We start from the raw sequence: 15,441 nt of genomic DNA, 5'->3' as shown, positions 1-15,441 counted from the left end.
AGATCATGTTGAAAAAACTCAGATTACCGAATACCTTTGTCCTGCTGTTTTCTTTGCTGGCATTGATCGCACTGGCTACCTGGCTGGTTCCGGGCGGTAAGTATGATACCCATGTGGTGAATGGCAAGACGCTGATTGACCCAACTAGCTTTCATTACGTTACGAGCAATCCGCAAGGTGTAGTGGCCCTGATGATGGCACCTATCAAGGGCTTTGTTGAAGCCGCATTGATCATAGGCTTTATACTCATAGTCGGTGGTGCTTTTGCTGTCTTGCAAAAGACAGAAGCGATTGATGCCATGATCAAATCCGTGGCCAGGGCACACACTCATTCCAGTGTGGTCAGGGCCGGTATCATTCCACTGTTCATAACTCTGTTTTCATTGGGAGGGGCGACCTTTGGCATGGCTGAAGAAGCGATTCCCTTCGTCATGATTTTTATTCCGCTGGCGCTGGCTCTTGGTTACGATTCGGTGGTAGGCGTATCGATTCCCTTTATCGGTTCGCAAGTTGGCTTTGCTGCGGCGTTTTTGAATCCTTTCAATGTCGGGATTGCGCAGGGGATTGCTGGTGTACCGCTGTTTTCCGGCATAGGTTTCCGGCTGCTTGCGTGGTTCTTGGCGACACTGGTCACCATCGCTTTTCTGAGCTGGTACGCGGCACGCATCAAAAAAAATCCCTTGCTCAGTCCTACCTTTGAGATAGATGAGGAAAAACGAAAAAATCTCAAAATCGACGAATTCACCAGTTTTACCGGCATGACATCGACTCACAAGGCCGTGCTATTTATGTTCCTGTTGACACTCATTGCCATGGTGGTGGGAGTAGTCAAATATAGCTGGTATATAGAAGAGATTGCTGCCCTGTTTCTGGTCATGGCCATTCTGGTAGGTATAGTCGGCAAACTCAACGCCGACAGTTTTGTCGATGCCTTCATGCAGGGTGCCAAGGACCTGGTGACCACCGCGCTGGTGATTGCCCTGGCACGCGGCACCATGATACTGGCGCGTGATGCCAATATCATCGACACCATGTTGAATTTCCTCATGCCTTTCGTGCAGTCTTCTCACCCTATCTTTGCAGCACACAAGATGTTTGTGATCCAGTCTGTCATCAACTTCTTTATCCATTCGGGCAGCGGGCAGGCGGCATTGACCATGCCCATCATGGCTCCCCTGGCTGACCTGGTCGGCGTGAGCAGGCAGACTGCAATACTGGCATTTCAGTTTGGTGAATTCACCACGCCTATGATACCGACCTCTGGTATTACAGTTGGCGTGCTGGCACTGGCGCGCATACCCTGGGCGACCTGGGCGAAATGGATGGTACCCTTGCAGTTGCTGTACTTTGTCCTGGCCCTGGGTTTGCTGGCTTTGTCTTGCGTGATCAGTTGGTAGTGCTAATGGATAGTGTTAGTGCATCAACCAGCGCCGCGTCGCGAAGCTCAATGCATCTACCATGGCCACCAAAATCAGCATGGCGATGATGACCGTGGCGGCGGTTTGCATCTGGAACAGTGACAGATGATACTTCAACATCTGGCCCAGGCCACCAGCACCGACTACGCCAAGTATGGCAGCAGCGCGGATATTGTTTTCCCATCGGTACAGAGTGTAGGACAGCATTTGCGGCAGGCTTTGTGGTAGCGTGGCATACAGGAAGGCATTGATGGCAGATGCACCGTTCAGACGCAAGGTCGATTCTGCCTGTGGTGCGGCGTTTTCCAGTACTTCAGCGAACAGGCGGCCAAGTACGCCAGTGGTATGGGCTGCCAGCGCGATGGTGCCGGCAAATGGCCCCAGGCCAGCAGCAATCAGCATGATGGATGCCCACACCAGTTCGGGTATGGCACGCGCCACATTCAAAAATAATCGTGTGCTGCTTTTTGCGGTCTTGCCAAAGCGCCCACTGGCTGGCAATGCCAGGAACAGACCCAGCATGGCGGCAATCAGGGTGCCCAGCGCCGACATGGCCAGGGTTTCAAAAGAGGCAAAGGCGGTTTTGCTAAGCAGGGCAGGGTTGATGTCAGGCGGTGCAAAACCTTGCAGGAATTCCCAGGTCTTGCCTGCCGCATCGTCACTGAACAGGGCGCGCCATTCCATGTTCAGGCTGACAAAGCTGGCGATTACCAGCAGCGTGATGCCCACACTTAATGCCAGCTTGAGCGGGCTGAATAGTGCGGGTGCAGCAGGCATGTCGTTGTTATTGTGTGTGTCGTGCGTACTCATGCCAATGCCTTGCGGAATAATTTGCTGGCCAGATCGGCGACACCCACCAACAGCACGAAGACGATGAGCATGGTTGACACCTCAGCGCCGGACAACATTTTCATCGATTCGTCCATGCGTTGCCCCAGGCCACCAGCACCGACAAAGCCCATGACGACGGAACCGCGTATTGCGCATTCCCAGCGGTAGATGGTGTAGGAAATCAGTTCTGGTGCGGCATTTGGCAAGGCCCCGTACAGAAATGCCGTCAGGCGGCTGCTGCCGTCCCTGAGCAGGCTGTCGGTGGCGTGGGCATCGCTGGCCTCCAGTATTTCTGCATAGACCTTGCCCAGCATGCCTGCATAGGTGAGGGCGATGGCAAATACACCCGCAGTCGGCCCCAGTCCGACCAGACGCACGAACAGCAGGGCCCAGACCAGTTCAGGCACGCTGCGCAGCAAGACCAGCTTCCAGCGCACGATCTGGCGTAGCAGCCTGGCCATGCCATGCATGCGTCCGCTGCCTATGCGTGAAATCGATAAATGTTCATTGACAATCAGGGTCATGGGGATTGCGCCCAGCAGTGCCAGCGTCAGGCCCGCCGTGGCAATGGCGATGGTTTGCCAGGTCGCTTCCAGCACGATGAGTAAAAATTCTGTCGAATGCGCAGGTGGGAAAAAGCCGGACAGGAAACGCCAGGTCGCCCCCAGGCTTTGCGCATCGATCAGTTGCCAGGGTTTGAATTCAGTGATCAGCAGCATGGGCCAGAGCAGCACCAGCATGCACAGCGTGACAGTCACACGCATGCGCCATGCGGGATCATGCTGTATATCTGGATGGCTTGTCCGCTGTGTCATCGTGCTTAAAAACAGCGGGGAGCGTCAGAAAAATCAGGCTGATCCAGCGCAGTTATTTCCAAAGACTGTTGTTCAGGGCTACCAGCATTACTGTACAAGTCAGCTATCATGTGGTCATCCACCTTATCACTATCGAACATGACTTTGCCAGCGCGCAAACCGATGATGCGCGGGAAGTGCTGACGTGCCAGTTCCACCTGATGCAGGCTGCAGATCAGCGTCGCATTACGTTGCTTTGCTTCCTGCTGCAGGGTGTTCAGGGTTTGCAGGGCCAGCGCCGGGTCGAGTGCAGACAAGGGTTCATCAACCAGCAAGAGGCTGGCGTCGGACAAGAGCAGTCGTGCCAGGCCACAGCGCTGGCGTTCGCCGCCAGACAGTTTATCTACTCTTGCATACAGTTTGTGTTGCAGATCAAAACGTTGCAAGGCTTGCCAGGCAGCCAGCGGGTCTGTGGGCTTGATAAGATTGCGCAAGGCCTGAGCCAGTGTCCAGTGTGGCAGGCGGCCAGCCAGCACCGCTGTGACGACGCGCTGGCGTGCTGGCAGCGGCGGTGTTTGTGGTGCCAGAAACAGATGACTGCGCAATACATGGCGTGCCGTATGTGACAGCGCCCAGACATCCTGGTCCATGAACTGGAATTGACCACTGGCTGGCTGATGGGCGGCAGCCAGGGTATGCAATAGGGTGGTTTTGCCTGCACCGGATGGGCCTATGATGGCAATCTGCTCACCCTGTGTTACCGTCAGGTTCAGGTTTTCAAGTATGTATTGCTGTTGCGCTTGCCCTGCCATCGGTGCCGTGTGTACCGCACCGGGAAAAGGCACGCTCAATTGCTGCAAACGCAACTGCGCTGCCAACATTTTTGAAGACATTACTTCAGCAGACCAGCATTATGTGCCGCCGCTTCGATGGCCTTGTAGTTGTCAGCCTTGGTAGGGATGAAGCGTGTGGCACGTTGCAAATCCAGAATTTCCTTGTCTTGCGGATTGGCCGGATCAAGATTCAGGAATGCATCGCTGATCTTCTTGCGCAAGTCGGCAGGCATGTCGGCACGTACTGACCAGTTGTAGTCAAAATAGCCTGGGGTGGTGTAAAACACGTGGACCAGTTTGGTATCGACCTTGCCTTGTGCCAGCAGTTTTTCCCAGACTGAAATATTCAACGCACCGGCATCTACCTTACCGCCAGATACCGCAGCCACAGTCGCATCATGCGCGCCAGAAAAGGCGATGCGTTTCATGTCCGTATCAGGGTTGATCTTCGCGGCCAGCAGGTAAGAACGGGGCATCAGATGGCCGGAAGTGGAGGATTCAGAACCAAAGGTGAAGGTCTTGCCTTTAAGGTCTTCCAGTTTAGTGATGCTTTTGTCGGTGGTGATGAAGACTGATTTGAATTTTTCATCTTCTTCGCGCTGCACCAGCGGTATCACCTGGTCTTTGCTGCGGACCTTGGCTTGCACGAAAGTAAAGCCACCAAACCAGACCATGTCGAGTTTTTTATTGACCAGGCCTTCGACCGATGCCGCATAGTCGGTGACGGGAATGAATTCCACCTTCATGCCCAGTTTTTTTTCCAGCATGGCACCCAGGGGTTTGAATTTGCGCTGCAATTCTGTTGGTGCTTCATCTGGAATGGCAGATACGCGCAAGATCTGCTGCGCCTGTGCCATGCCTGCGAATGCAAACAAGCCCAGGGCCACGATCATGCTGCGACGGGACGCGGAAAAGCATGAAACAATATTAGTCATAGTAGTTCCTGAAAGGGTGGGGCAATCTATGGCAGGGCTGCATCAGCAGTCCTGTATTTAATGACAGATTAAGGACAAATATTAATGACTGATAGATTTATGTAAAGTGCCAACTGGGGCTACAGTTTGACTGCTGAACTGCTGCAGGGGCAAGTAATGACTTTGGTTGCGGCCAGCCTTCTTGGCTTCGTAAAGCGCTGCATCAGCACACTTTAGCAAGAAATTGGCGTCAACATCAGGATGTTTGTGGTAGTTGCTAAAGCCTATGCTGACGCTGATCTGCTGGCTGATGTGCGATTTAAAATGCGGTATGTTCAAGTCCCAGACTGCTATTCGCAGTTTTTCTGCAAACAGCATGGCAGAGTCAGGTGCCATGTTGGGCAACATGAGGATGAATTCTTCACCACCGAAACGCGCCAGTACATCAGTGGCCCTGAGCAATTGCTTGCGCAAGGCTGCTGCAACTTGTATCAGGGCTTTGTCACCAGCCACATGGCCATAGTTGTCGTTGTATTCCTTGAAGTAATCAATGTCGACCATGAAGACTGTCAACGGAACATTGTGACGCACGGCATGGCCCATGGCCATTTTGTAGTGTTCATCAAAGAAACGACGATTATAGATGCCGGTCAGGCTGTCGGTCGTTGCTTCACGCTTCAATGCTTCAGAATGGGTGCGCAGGATTTTTTCGCGCTTGATTGACGTGGTTGAATCAATGATCTGTATCAGGCATTGGCGCGCACCATCTTCTGCCGCAATTGGTGTAATGGTGATGGATTGATCAATGCGTTTTTTTTCAATATCCTGTTCGCCGCGTTGGAACAGGGGCAGGGGTGAACGGTGCAGGGCATTGGACAAGACCACAGGCAAGCCATAGCTCAGGGTATTGGTAATCGCACTCAGGATGGCACGGCTGGGTAACTCTTCAAAAGCTTCGGAAATTTGTTTGCCTACTGCCTGGCTGGCAGGGATGCCGCTATATCTTTCTACCCAGCCGTTCCATAAGAGTATGGTCTGGTTGGTATCAAGCACTATCAGCCCCAGGCTGATGGTATTTAATATCTCGTCCACACGGAAGGTAGAAAGGGGCATCAACTGTGCCATTAAACAGCTCCCAGAAAACGATCAAGCTGTGTCACCAAATCTGTCAAAGAGGTAGAACTCAGCAAGAAAATCAAATGCCCTTCAGAATGCCTGCTCTCAATTGCGAGGTCGATATGCAGCAGCAGGACATAAGGCTGCTGAAGATCATTGCTGACGCGGCGGAAGATTTCTTCCGTACTGGCCACGGAGTAATCCGGCAAAGAGCAATTCAGCGGTATGTTCAACATATCTGCCATGGCCGACAGACAGGCATTGAGGATGATGTTACCCAGTTCGCACATGGCCTCCTGCTCAAACTCGGCCAGATCTTCCAGGCTGATTTGCGAGCCCATCATGTCGCGTACGATTTTCAGGGCGTGTTCTTCAGTGAACAGCAAAATAGCTTCTGCTTCAAAAGAGCCGCTGAAGGTTTGATGTACCGCACCAAAGCGATCATTTTGCAAACCCATGGACGAGACATCAATCTCTGAGGACTTGCGGATTTCAACTGATGGAACAGAAAGGCGAACTTCTTCACCGACAATGTCGCTGAGGCTGGCCGCAGCCCTGCCAGCGCCGACATTGAATACCTCGCTTAATGCATCGAGATGAAGTTCGGTCAGGGAATTCATTTTCAGCTCGCGAAATAATTGAGGACGATAGTGATGGATTTCTCAGTAACCGGTTTAGCCACGAAGATGGTGCCTATGGAAGTGGCCCTGTTTTGCATGGTGTCCTGCACATTCGCCGAAAAAATGGCGATGCGTAGTTCTGGATGTTGTTGCAAGATTTGCTCAGCAGCATCAGTTCCCAATATGCCTGGCATATTGATGTCCATGGTGCAAAAGTCTGGTTTGTTCTCTATGACTGACTTGATGGCTTCTTCGCCATTGCCAGCTTCAAAAAATTCCCAGTCTGGATGCACTGCTTTGACGTGCGCACGGATCACCATGCGAGAAACTTTACTATCGTCAACAATAAGTAGTTTTTTCATAATATATTTTATGCAAGATAAATGCCCCCAAAGAGTGTGAGTGGCAGCGTAAATTCATTCTACCTTAGTGAGACACAAAATTCGTGGTTCAGATGATCAATTAATGTTTCAAATGATTACGCTTTTTGCTTCAGGCGTCGCCATAAAGTCGTTCTGCTGATGCCCAGATAGTCCGCAGCCGCTTCGCGGTTGTGATTGAATCTTTCCATGACGAGTTCCAGAGACTCAAGGGCGGGCATATTGTTGACTGTATTGCCTGCATTGACCGTATTCAAGGCGTATTGATGCTGGCCCAGTTCAGGCAGGATTTTCGCGACGAAGCCAGGGGTCAGGGCTTGCAGGGGTTCGGCTGCCAAAAACAGAGCGAGGCGTTCCATGAGATTGCGTAATTCTCTTACATTTCCCGGCCAGTCATAATCTTGCAGCAGGGTGCTGCAACTGCCTATTTCAGCATGCAGATTGGCGTGTGGCCTGATACCCATGGCAGCCAAGGCGTGCTTGAGACACCATTCTGTCAGAGGTAGCAAGTCGTCGGGACGGTCGCGTAATGCGGGCAGATGCAGGCGCAGTACGGCCAGACGGAAATACAGGTCAGCACGAAACTTTCCTTCTTTTACCCGACTTTCCAGGTTGCAATGGGTAGCGCTGATGATGCGTACGTCTACAGGTATCGGGCGCATGCTGCCCACGCGGTTGATCTCCCGTTCTTCCAGTACACGCAATAAACGGGTTTGCAAACTCAATGGCATTTCACCGATTTCATCCAGGAATACCGTTCCTCTATGAGCGATTTCAAACAAGCCTGCATGACCACCCCGTTTGGAGCCGGTGAATGCGCCTTCTTCATAGCCAAATAATTCAGATTCCAGCAGGCTTTCGGCAATGGCGCCACAATTCACGGCAACGAAGGGTTGGCGTGCGCGCGTACTTTCCCTGTGCAAGGCCTGGGCCGCGAGTTCCTTGCCTGTGCCTGTTTCACCTTGTAACAACACAGTCGCCGGAGAGCGGGCAAACAAGGCGATGGACTTGCGGGTAGCCTGCATGAGGGCAGAGTCACCCCGTAAATCGTTCAGCCCATGTTTGGCACGCAAAGATTCTGCGGCAGAGTGGTGCCGTCCCCTGGCCGATTCCAGTCGTGTCAGACGGGCGATTTCCAGGGCATCGTCAAAGGCTTGTCGTATCGATGTGGCGGAATACATGAAAATGCCTGTCAGGCCAGCTTCTTCAGCCAGGTCGGTAATCAGGCCGGCACCGACAATGACCTTGATGCCGCCAGCCTTGAGTTCACTGATCTGGGCACGGGCATCTTCTTCGGTGACATAGGTGCGCTGCTCCAGCGGGAAGCCGAAAGTGGTTTTGAAGTCGGCCAGTTCCGGCATGGTTTCCTGGTAATTGATCAGGCCGATGGCGGGTGACACCTTGCGCGCCCTGGCCAATGCCTGCATGACATCAAAGCCACTGGCCTTGGCGATGACGACAGGGACTGGCAAGCGGTTCTTGAGATAAGCACCGTTAGAACCCGCCGCGATAACGGCATCGCATCTTTCGGTTTGCAGGCGCTCTTTCAGGTATTGCGCGGCCTCTTCAAAACCCATGTGTATGGGTTCTATGTCGGCGCTGACATCATATTCAACCATGATGTCACGGAACATGTCGAACAGGCGTGATATCGACACCGTCCAGATGACGGGCTTGTCCTGATTATCACGAATTGTTGGTGGGTGTTTCATAATTGTTTCATTTTTGCTTGAATGGATGTTTCAATTTTCAATATGAAACAGCATTATGAAACAAAATTGAAACAATGCACAGGCTTTATCCTGCTCTCAAAGAAAATAAGTGTTTGATTTATATGAGGATGATAAGGAAATGTCTTTGTCATGCTCACGCTGGCACGCCGTTTGCAATGTGCATCCCAGAATCTGTTCATTAACCTGAAAGCATACACATGAGTACATACTCCGCAGGTGCCGCCTTCCGCAAGGCGATGCAGGAAGAATCCCCTCTGCAAGTCGTCGGTGCAATCAATGCCAATCACGCCTTGCTGGCAAAACGTGCCGGTTTCAAGGCGATCTACCTGTCTGGTGGCGGCGTCGCAGCTGGTTCCCTGGGTTTGCCTGACCTGGGTATTTCCAATCTCGATGACGTGCTGACCGATGTACGCCGCATTACTGATGTTTGCGACCTGCCTTTGCTGGTGGATATTGATACCGGCTTTGGTTCTTCTGCCTTCAATGTGGCACGTACTGTCAAATCCATGATCAAGTTTGGCGCTGCTGCCATTCATATTGAAGATCAGGTTGGTGCCAAGCGTTGCGGTCATCGCCCCGGCAAGGAAATCGTCAGCAAGCAGGAAATGGTAGATCGCGTGAAAGCTGCAGTCGATGCCCGTACTGACGACAACTTTGTCATCATGGCACGTACTGATGCGCTGGCAGTTGAAGGACTGGAAGCAGCGATAGACCGTGCCCTGGCTTGCGTGGAAGCTGGCGCAGACATGATCTTCCCGGAAGCGATCACTGAACTGGCGATGTACAAGCAATTCGCCAATGCAGTCAAAGTACCTATCCTGGCAAATATCACTGAATTTGGTGCGACCCCTTTGTTCTCGGTCGAAGAACTGGCTGCGGTGGATGTAGGTCTGGTCTTGTATCCATTGTCCGCTTTCCGTGCCATGAACAAGGCAGCAGAAAACGTCTATGGCGCGATACGTCGCGACGGCACGCAAAAGAATGTCGTTGATACCATGCAAACCCGCATGGAATTGTATGAGCGCATCAATTACCACGACTTTGAACAAAAGCTGGATGCATTGTTTGCGCAGCAAAAATCCAAATAAAAAATAAATATACTTTCCCGCCTTTGTGCTGCATCAAGCCAGCAGGTGGGAATAGCACTTTTAATGTATCAATGGAGAAATAATCATGACTGAAGCAGTTCCTTTCAAACCAAAGAAATCGGTTGCCCTGTCTGGCGTCACTGCTGGCAATACTGCCCTGTGCACCGTAGGCAAAACTGGTAATGACCTGCATTACCGTGGCTACGATATCCTGGACGTGGCTGATGCCTGCGAGTTTGAAGAAATTGCCCATTTGCTGGTGCACGGCAAATTGCCTACCGTCGCAGAATTGAACGGTTACAAGACCAAGTTGAAAGCTTTGCGTGGCTTGCCAGCGAATGTCAAGGCAGCGCTGGAATGCTTGCCAGCATCGTCCCATCCTATGGATGTCATGCGTACTGGTGTATCCACACTGGGTTGTGTCTTGCCAGAAAAAGATGATCACAATCACCCGGGCGCGCGTGATATCGCTGACCGCCTGATGGCTTCGCTGGGTTCCATGCTGCTGTACTGGTACCACTATAGCCACAATGGCAAACGCATAGAAACTGAAACCGATGATGATTCCATAGGTGGTCATTTCCTGCACCTGCTGCACGGTAAAAAGCCAATCGCATCGTGGGAAAAAGCCATGCATACATCGCTGATACTGTATGCAGAGCATGAGTTCAATGCGTCCACCTTTACTGGCCGCGTCATCGCTGGCACGGGTTCTGACATGTACTCAGCCATCACCGGCGCGATCGGTGCCTTGCGCGGCCCTAAACATGGTGGCGCAAATGAAGTCGCATTTGAAATCCAGAAGCGTTACGACAATCCTGATGAAGCAGAAGCGGATATCAAGAAGCGTGTAGAAAACAAGGAAGTCGTGATCGGTTTTGGTCACCCTGTGTACACCATCTCTGATCCACGTAACAAGGTCATCAAGGAAGTGGCGCGTAGCCTCTCAAAAGAAGCTGGCGCAATGAAGATGTTTGATATTGCCGAGCGCCTGGAAACCGTGATGTGGGATATCAAGAAAATGTTCCCCAACCTGGATTGGTTTTCTGCCGTGTCCTATCACATGATGGGTGTGCCGACTGCCATGTTCACACCTTTGTTCGTGATTGCCCGTACATCGGGCTGGGCGGCGCACATTATAGAACAGCGCATCGATAACAAGATCATTCGTCCTAGCGCCAATTATGTTGGTCCTGAAGACCTGAAATTTGTTCCTTTGAATAAACGTAAATAAACAATAGAGGTCGCAATATGAAAGAGCAGGCAGACCTGTCCAAACTCAGCACCAGACGCGCTGTGAAGCAGGATCTGCCGCGTCTGCTGGAACTCATCGCCGATGATGATCTGGGCAAGAACCGTGAAGGCGTAGGCTCTGAGGACGCATGTTATGCCGAGGCTTTTGATCGCATAACAGTTGATGACAATCAGTTTTTGATGGTAGCCGAGCTGGATGGCCGCATCATCGCCATGCAGCAGGTCACTTTCATCCCTGGCCTGAGCAGAAAAGGTTCTACCCGCGCCATGATAGAAAGCGTGCGGGTTGATGGCTATCTGCGCGGGCAGGGCATAGGTCACTGGTTCATACAGCAGGCCATACAACTGGCACGCGAGCGTGGCTGCCAGTTGGTACAACTGACCAGCGACAAGAAGCGCATACAGGCGCACAGGTTCTACGGGAGCATGGGCTTCACAGCATCACATGAAGGCTTCAAATTGCAACTCTGAGTTGCTCTATGAAATCTTCTAAACACCGAATACTAATATTTAAAAATAGCGAGCCATGAATACTCAATTCCGCAAGCCACTACCTGGCACTACTCTGGATTACTTCGATACACGTGAAGCAGTAGATGCCATCGTGACAGGTGCTTATGACAAGCTGCCCTACACTTCGCGTGTGCTGGCAGAAAACCTGGTGCGCCGCTGCGACCCGGCTACGCTGACTGATTCCCTGCGCCAGTTCATAGAACGGAAGCGCGACCTGGATTTTCCGTGGTTCCCGGCTCGTGTGGTTTGCCATGATATTTTGGGCCAGACTGCGCTGGTCGATCTGGCGGGTTTACGCGATGCGATTGCCCTGCAAGGTGGCGACCCGGCATTGGTCAACCCTGTTGTGCCTACCCAACTGGTGGTCGATCATTCTCTGGCCGTTGAGTGCGGTGGTTTTGATCCCGACGCGTTTAACAAGAATCGCGCCATTGAAGACAGGCGCAATGAAGATCGCTTTGACTTCATTAACTGGACCAAGAAGGCATTCAAGAATGTTGATGTGATCCCTCCAGGTAATGGCATCCTGCACCAGATCAATCTGGAACGCATGTCACCAGTCGTGCAAGTCACCGATGGCGTGGCTTATCCTGATACCCTGGTCGGTACCGACAGCCATACACCCATGGTAGACGCACTCGGTGTGATCGCGATTGGTGTAGGTGGCCTGGAAGCAGAAAGCGTCATGCTGGGTCGTGCATCATGGATGCGTTTGCCAGACATCATCGGTGTTGAACTGACAGGAAAACCGCAGGAAGGCATTACTGCTACAGACACGGTATTGGCATTGACAGAATTCTTGCGCAATCAAAAAGTGGTCTCGTCTTACCTGGAATTTTATGGCGAAGGTGCATCCCACCTGACCCTGGGTGACCGCGCCACGATTTCCAACATGGCACCAGAATTTGGTTCTACTGCGGCGATGTTCTATATCGATGAGCAAACCATCAAATACCTGAAACTGACAGGCCGTGATGATGAACTCGTCAAGCTGGTAGAAACCTATGCCAAGGAAACTGGCCTGTGGGCAGACACCCTGAAAAATGCAGAATATGAGCGCGTACTGAAGTTTGATCTGTCTTCCGTCGTGCGCAATATCGCTGGTCCGTCGAATCCGCACAAGCGTGTGCCAACCTCTGAACTGGCCGCGCGCGGCATCAGCGGCACGGTTGAAAACGAACCTGGCCTGATGCCTGATGGCGCAGTCATCATTGCTGCTATCACTAGCTGCACCAATACCAATAATCCTCGCAATATGGTGGCTGCCGGTTTGCTGGCACGCAATGCCAACAAGCTGGGCCTTACTCGCAAGCCCTGGGTCAAGAGTTCACTGGCGCCTGGCTCCAAGGCCGTGACCCTGTATCTGGAAGAAGCCAATCTCATGCTTGAGCTGGAGCAACTCGGTTTTGGTGTGGTTGCCTATGCCTGCACATCCTGCAATGGCATGTCGGGTGCGCTTGATCCTGTCATCCAGAAAGAAATCATAGATCGTGATCTGTATGCGACGGCTGTGTTGTCGGGTAACCGCAATTTTGATGGTCGTATCCACCCGTATGCACAGCAAGCCTTCCTGGCATCGCCGCCGCTGGTCGTGGCGTATGCGATTGCCGGCACCATCCGTTTTGATATCGAGAAAGATGTGTTGGGGCTGGATGCAGAAGGCAATCCGGTGACCTTGAAAGATATCTGGCCAACAGATGCGGAGATTGATGCCGTGGTTGCTGCCAGCGTCAAGCCTGAGCAATTCCGTAAAGTGTATATCCCCATGTTTGCCAAACAGGCAGATGATGGTGAAAAGGTCAGCCCCCTGTATGACTGGCGTCCACAGACCACCTATATCCGCCGCCCACCGTATTGGGAAGGTGCACTGGCCGGTGCCCGCAACATGAAGGGCATGCGTGCGCTGGCAGTATTGGGTGACAACATCACGACTGATCATCTGTCACCATCGAATGCCATCATGCTCGACAGCGCCGCTGGTGAATACCTGGCCAAGATGGGTTTGCCAGAAGAAGATTTCAATTCTTATGCGACCCACCGTGGCGATCATTTGACAGCGCAACGTGCCACCTTTGCCAACCCGACCTTGAAGAATGAAATGGTCGTGATCGATGGCAAGGTCAAGGCAGGCTCTCTGGCCCGCATAGAACCAGAAGGCACGATCACCCGTATGTGGGAAGCCATAGAAACCTATATGGAACGCAAACAGCCTTTGATCGTGATTGCCGGTGCCGATTATGGCCAGGGTTCTTCGCGTGACTGGGCTGCCAAGGGCGTGCGCCTGGCAGGTGTGGAAGTGATTGTTGCTGAAGGTTTTGAGCGCATACACCGCACCAACCTGGTTGGCATGGGTGTCTTGCCGCTGGAATTCTTGCCAGGCGTGAACCGCCTGACATTGAACATCGATGGTACAGAAACCTTTGATGTCATAGGTGAACGCATGCCACGCGCAACCCTGACCCTGATCATCAATCGCAAGAATGGTGAATCAGTGGCCGTGCCTGTGATGTGCCGCCTGGATACGGCAGAAGAAGTGTCGATTTATGAGGCCGGTGGTGTCTTGCAGCGCTTTGCGCAAGATTTCCTGGAATCTGTCAAAGCTGCATAAGTTCTACTGATACGGTTTGCAAGCACTACTCTTGACGGAGTAGTGCTGCCTCTGAGTCAAATTTAAAAGAGTAAATACATGGCACATCTTCCACAGATCAAAATCCCGGCAACCTACATGCGCGGCGGCACCAGCAAGGGCGTGTTTTTCCGCCTGCAGGATTTGCCCGAAGCTGCCCAACAGCCGGGCGCGGCACGTGATGCCTTGTTGTTGCGTGTGATAGGCAGCCCCGACCCTTATGGTAAACAGATCGATGGCATGGGGGGGGCAACGTCCAGCACCAGCAAGACTGTCATCCTCTCAAAAAGCAGCAAGCCCGATCATGATGTTGATTACCTGTTTGGTCAGGTGGCTATAGACAAGGCCTTTGTAGACTGGAGCGGCAATTGCGGTAACCTGTCTGCGGCAGTCGGTGCTTTTGCCATCAGTGCTGGTTTGGTTGATGCTGAACGTGTACCGCAAAACGGTATCGCCACCATACGCGTATGGCAGGCAAATATCAGCAAGACCATCATTGCTCATGTGCCTATGACCGATGGGGCAGTGCAGGAAACCGGCGATTTTGAACTTGATGGCGTGACTTTTCCAGCAGCGGAAGTACAGCTTGAATTCATGGACCCTGCCGCCGATGAAGAGGGCGCTGGTGGCTCCATGTTCCCGACTGGTAATCTGGTCGATGATCTGGAAGTGCATGGCGTGGGTACGCTCAAAGCAACCATGATCAACGCCGGTATTCCCACCATCTTCATCAATGCCGAAGCGATAGGCTATACGGGCACTGAATTGCAGGATGCCATCAATGGTGATGCCAAAGCGTTGGCTATGTTCGAAACCATACGCGCCCACGGTGCACTGCGCATGGGGCTGATCAAGGATATCAGCGAAGCCGCACAACGTCAGCACACACCCAAGGTGGCCTTCGTTGCCAAAGCTGCCGACTATACTTCTTCAAGTGGCAAGCAAGTCCAGGCAGCGGATATCGATTTGCTGGTACGCGCCCTGTCCATGGGCAAACTGCACCACGCGATGATGGGCACGGCAGCTGTTGCCATCGGCACGGCAGCAGCGATACCAGGCACCCTCGTGAATCTGGCTGCTGGCGGTGGCACACGCACTGCAGTGCGTTTTGGCCACCCATCCGGCACTTTGCGGGTAGGGGCAGAGGCAACACAGGTCAACGGCGAATGGAGTGTCACCAAGGCCATCATGAGCCGTAGCGCACGTGTGCTCATGGAAGGCTGGGTACGTATCCCGCCAACAGATATTAACTGACAAATTTTCAGGTTTGAATTGTAGTAGTTTTATGCACATGAAAGTGCAGGCAGGGTCACGCGCCAGC

Annotated in this window: 14 protein-coding genes; 6 read left to right on the top strand and 8 right to left on the bottom strand. The window is 52.5% G+C overall.

Annotated features, from left to right (window positions below):
• Positions 1-5 precede the first annotated feature (5 nt).
• Positions 6-1,397: a YfcC family protein gene (locus ACO0LD_RS01885; protein WP_423003155.1), complete on the top strand. Its 1,392-nt coding sequence runs from the start codon at positions 6-8 to the stop codon at positions 1,395-1,397.
• Between the two features lie 15 nt (positions 1,398-1,412).
• Here the strand turns inward: ACO0LD_RS01885 and phnE are convergent, their stop codons facing one another.
• From phnE to prpR, 8 genes are all read right to left on the bottom strand, one after another.
• Positions 1,413-2,228, bottom strand: coding sequence for a phosphonate ABC transporter, permease protein PhnE (phnE, locus tag ACO0LD_RS01880; protein WP_423003153.1), 816 nt, complete (start codon positions 2,226-2,228; stop codon positions 1,413-1,415).
• The gene (locus tag ACO0LD_RS01875) at positions 2,225-3,064 is read right to left on the bottom strand and encodes a PhnE/PtxC family ABC transporter permease (protein WP_423003151.1); all 840 of its coding nucleotides are present in this window, start codon (positions 3,062-3,064) and stop codon (positions 2,225-2,227) included. Before ACO0LD_RS01875 ends, phnE begins: the two co-directional genes overlap by 4 nt.
• A gap of 5 nt (positions 3,065-3,069) precedes the next feature.
• The gene (locus ACO0LD_RS01870) at positions 3,070-3,855 is read right to left on the bottom strand and encodes a phosphonate ABC transporter ATP-binding protein (RefSeq protein ID WP_423004066.1); all 786 of its coding nucleotides are present in this window, start codon (positions 3,853-3,855) and stop codon (positions 3,070-3,072) included.
• Positions 3,856-3,935: 80 nt separating this feature from the next.
• Entirely contained in the window at positions 3,936-4,769 is an 834-nt protein-coding gene (locus tag ACO0LD_RS01865) for a putative selenate ABC transporter substrate-binding protein (protein WP_423004064.1), read from the bottom strand.
• A 123-nt stretch (positions 4,770-4,892) separates the two neighbouring features.
• Complete coding sequence (locus ACO0LD_RS01860) at positions 4,893-5,903, bottom strand: diguanylate cyclase (protein WP_423003149.1); 1,011 nt, start codon at positions 5,901-5,903, stop codon at positions 4,893-4,895.
• An 11-nt stretch (positions 5,904-5,914) separates the two neighbouring features.
• Entirely contained in the window at positions 5,915-6,526 is a 612-nt protein-coding gene (locus ACO0LD_RS01855) for a chemotaxis protein CheX (RefSeq protein WP_423003147.1), read from the bottom strand.
• 2 nt (positions 6,527-6,528) lie between these two features.
• A complete protein-coding gene (locus ACO0LD_RS01850; RefSeq protein WP_423003145.1) occupies positions 6,529-6,888 on the bottom strand; it encodes a response regulator transcription factor in 360 nt (119 codons plus the stop codon).
• A 116-nt stretch (positions 6,889-7,004) separates the two neighbouring features.
• The gene (gene prpR / locus ACO0LD_RS01845) at positions 7,005-8,618 is read right to left on the bottom strand and encodes a propionate catabolism operon regulatory protein PrpR (protein WP_423003143.1); all 1,614 of its coding nucleotides are present in this window, start codon (positions 8,616-8,618) and stop codon (positions 7,005-7,007) included.
• Between the two features lie 218 nt (positions 8,619-8,836).
• On the opposite strand from prpR, the gene prpB reads away from it, so the two are divergent.
• The 5 genes from prpB to prpF all read left to right on the top strand — a co-directional run bounded on the left by prpB (position 8,837) and on the right by prpF (position 15,374).
• A complete protein-coding gene (gene prpB / locus ACO0LD_RS01840) occupies positions 8,837-9,727 on the top strand; it encodes a methylisocitrate lyase (RefSeq protein ID WP_423003141.1) in 891 nt (296 codons plus the stop codon).
• An 85-nt stretch (positions 9,728-9,812) separates the two neighbouring features.
• The gene (gene prpC / locus ACO0LD_RS01835; protein WP_423003139.1) at positions 9,813-10,961 is read left to right on the top strand and encodes a bifunctional 2-methylcitrate synthase/citrate synthase; all 1,149 of its coding nucleotides are present in this window, start codon (positions 9,813-9,815) and stop codon (positions 10,959-10,961) included.
• A 17-nt stretch (positions 10,962-10,978) separates the two neighbouring features.
• The gene (locus ACO0LD_RS01830; protein ID WP_423003137.1) at positions 10,979-11,452 is read left to right on the top strand and encodes a GNAT family N-acetyltransferase; all 474 of its coding nucleotides are present in this window, start codon (positions 10,979-10,981) and stop codon (positions 11,450-11,452) included.
• A 55-nt stretch (positions 11,453-11,507) separates the two neighbouring features.
• On the top strand, positions 11,508-14,102 hold the full coding sequence (gene acnD / locus ACO0LD_RS01825) for a Fe/S-dependent 2-methylisocitrate dehydratase AcnD (protein WP_423003135.1): 2,595 nt from the start codon (positions 11,508-11,510) through the stop codon (positions 14,100-14,102).
• A gap of 78 nt (positions 14,103-14,180) precedes the next feature.
• Positions 14,181-15,374, top strand: coding sequence for a 2-methylaconitate cis-trans isomerase PrpF (gene prpF, locus ACO0LD_RS01820; RefSeq protein WP_423003133.1), 1,194 nt, complete (start codon positions 14,181-14,183; stop codon positions 15,372-15,374).
• Positions 15,375-15,441: the final 67 nt, after the last annotated feature.

This window comes from Undibacterium sp. Ji83W, assembly GCF_049340385.1.
In the GTDB taxonomy this organism is placed as follows: domain Bacteria; phylum Pseudomonadota; class Gammaproteobacteria; order Burkholderiales; family Burkholderiaceae_D; genus Undibacterium.
Note: the sequence above shows the minus strand (reverse complement) of the source record. Positions and strands in the feature narration are given on the sequence as shown.

Excerpts from the sequence above, each read along its gene's own strand:
- ACO0LD_RS01870 (WP_423004066.1), bottom strand. The coding sequence starts at position 3,855 with ATGGCAGGGCAAGCGCAACAGCAATACATACTTGAAAACCTGAACCTG.
- prpF (WP_423003133.1), top strand. The coding sequence starts at position 14,181 with ATGGCACATCTTCCACAGATCAAAATCCCGGCAACCTACATGCGCGGC.
- ACO0LD_RS01865 (WP_423004064.1), bottom strand. The coding sequence starts at position 4,769 with ATGATCGTGGCCCTGGGCTTGTTTGCATTCGCAGGCATGGCACAGGCG.
- prpR (WP_423003143.1), bottom strand. The coding sequence starts at position 8,618 with ATGAAACACCCACCAACAATTCGTGATAATCAGGACAAGCCCGTCATC.
- ACO0LD_RS01885 (WP_423003155.1), top strand. The coding sequence starts at position 6 with ATGTTGAAAAAACTCAGATTACCGAATACCTTTGTCCTGCTGTTTTCT.
- ACO0LD_RS01830 (WP_423003137.1), top strand. The coding sequence starts at position 10,979 with ATGAAAGAGCAGGCAGACCTGTCCAAACTCAGCACCAGACGCGCTGTG.
- ACO0LD_RS01855 (WP_423003147.1), bottom strand. The coding sequence starts at position 6,526 with ATGAATTCCCTGACCGAACTTCATCTCGATGCATTAAGCGAGGTATTC.
- prpC (WP_423003139.1), top strand. The coding sequence starts at position 9,813 with ATGACTGAAGCAGTTCCTTTCAAACCAAAGAAATCGGTTGCCCTGTCT.
- acnD (WP_423003135.1), top strand. The coding sequence starts at position 11,508 with ATGAATACTCAATTCCGCAAGCCACTACCTGGCACTACTCTGGATTAC.
- prpB (WP_423003141.1), top strand. The coding sequence starts at position 8,837 with ATGAGTACATACTCCGCAGGTGCCGCCTTCCGCAAGGCGATGCAGGAA.
- ACO0LD_RS01860 (WP_423003149.1), bottom strand. The coding sequence starts at position 5,903 with ATGCCCCTTTCTACCTTCCGTGTGGACGAGATATTAAATACCATCAGC.
- ACO0LD_RS01850 (WP_423003145.1), bottom strand. The coding sequence starts at position 6,888 with ATGAAAAAACTACTTATTGTTGACGATAGTAAAGTTTCTCGCATGGTG.
- phnE (WP_423003153.1), bottom strand. The coding sequence starts at position 2,228 with ATGAGTACGCACGACACACACAATAACAACGACATGCCTGCTGCACCC.
- ACO0LD_RS01875 (WP_423003151.1), bottom strand. The coding sequence starts at position 3,064 with ATGACACAGCGGACAAGCCATCCAGATATACAGCATGATCCCGCATGG.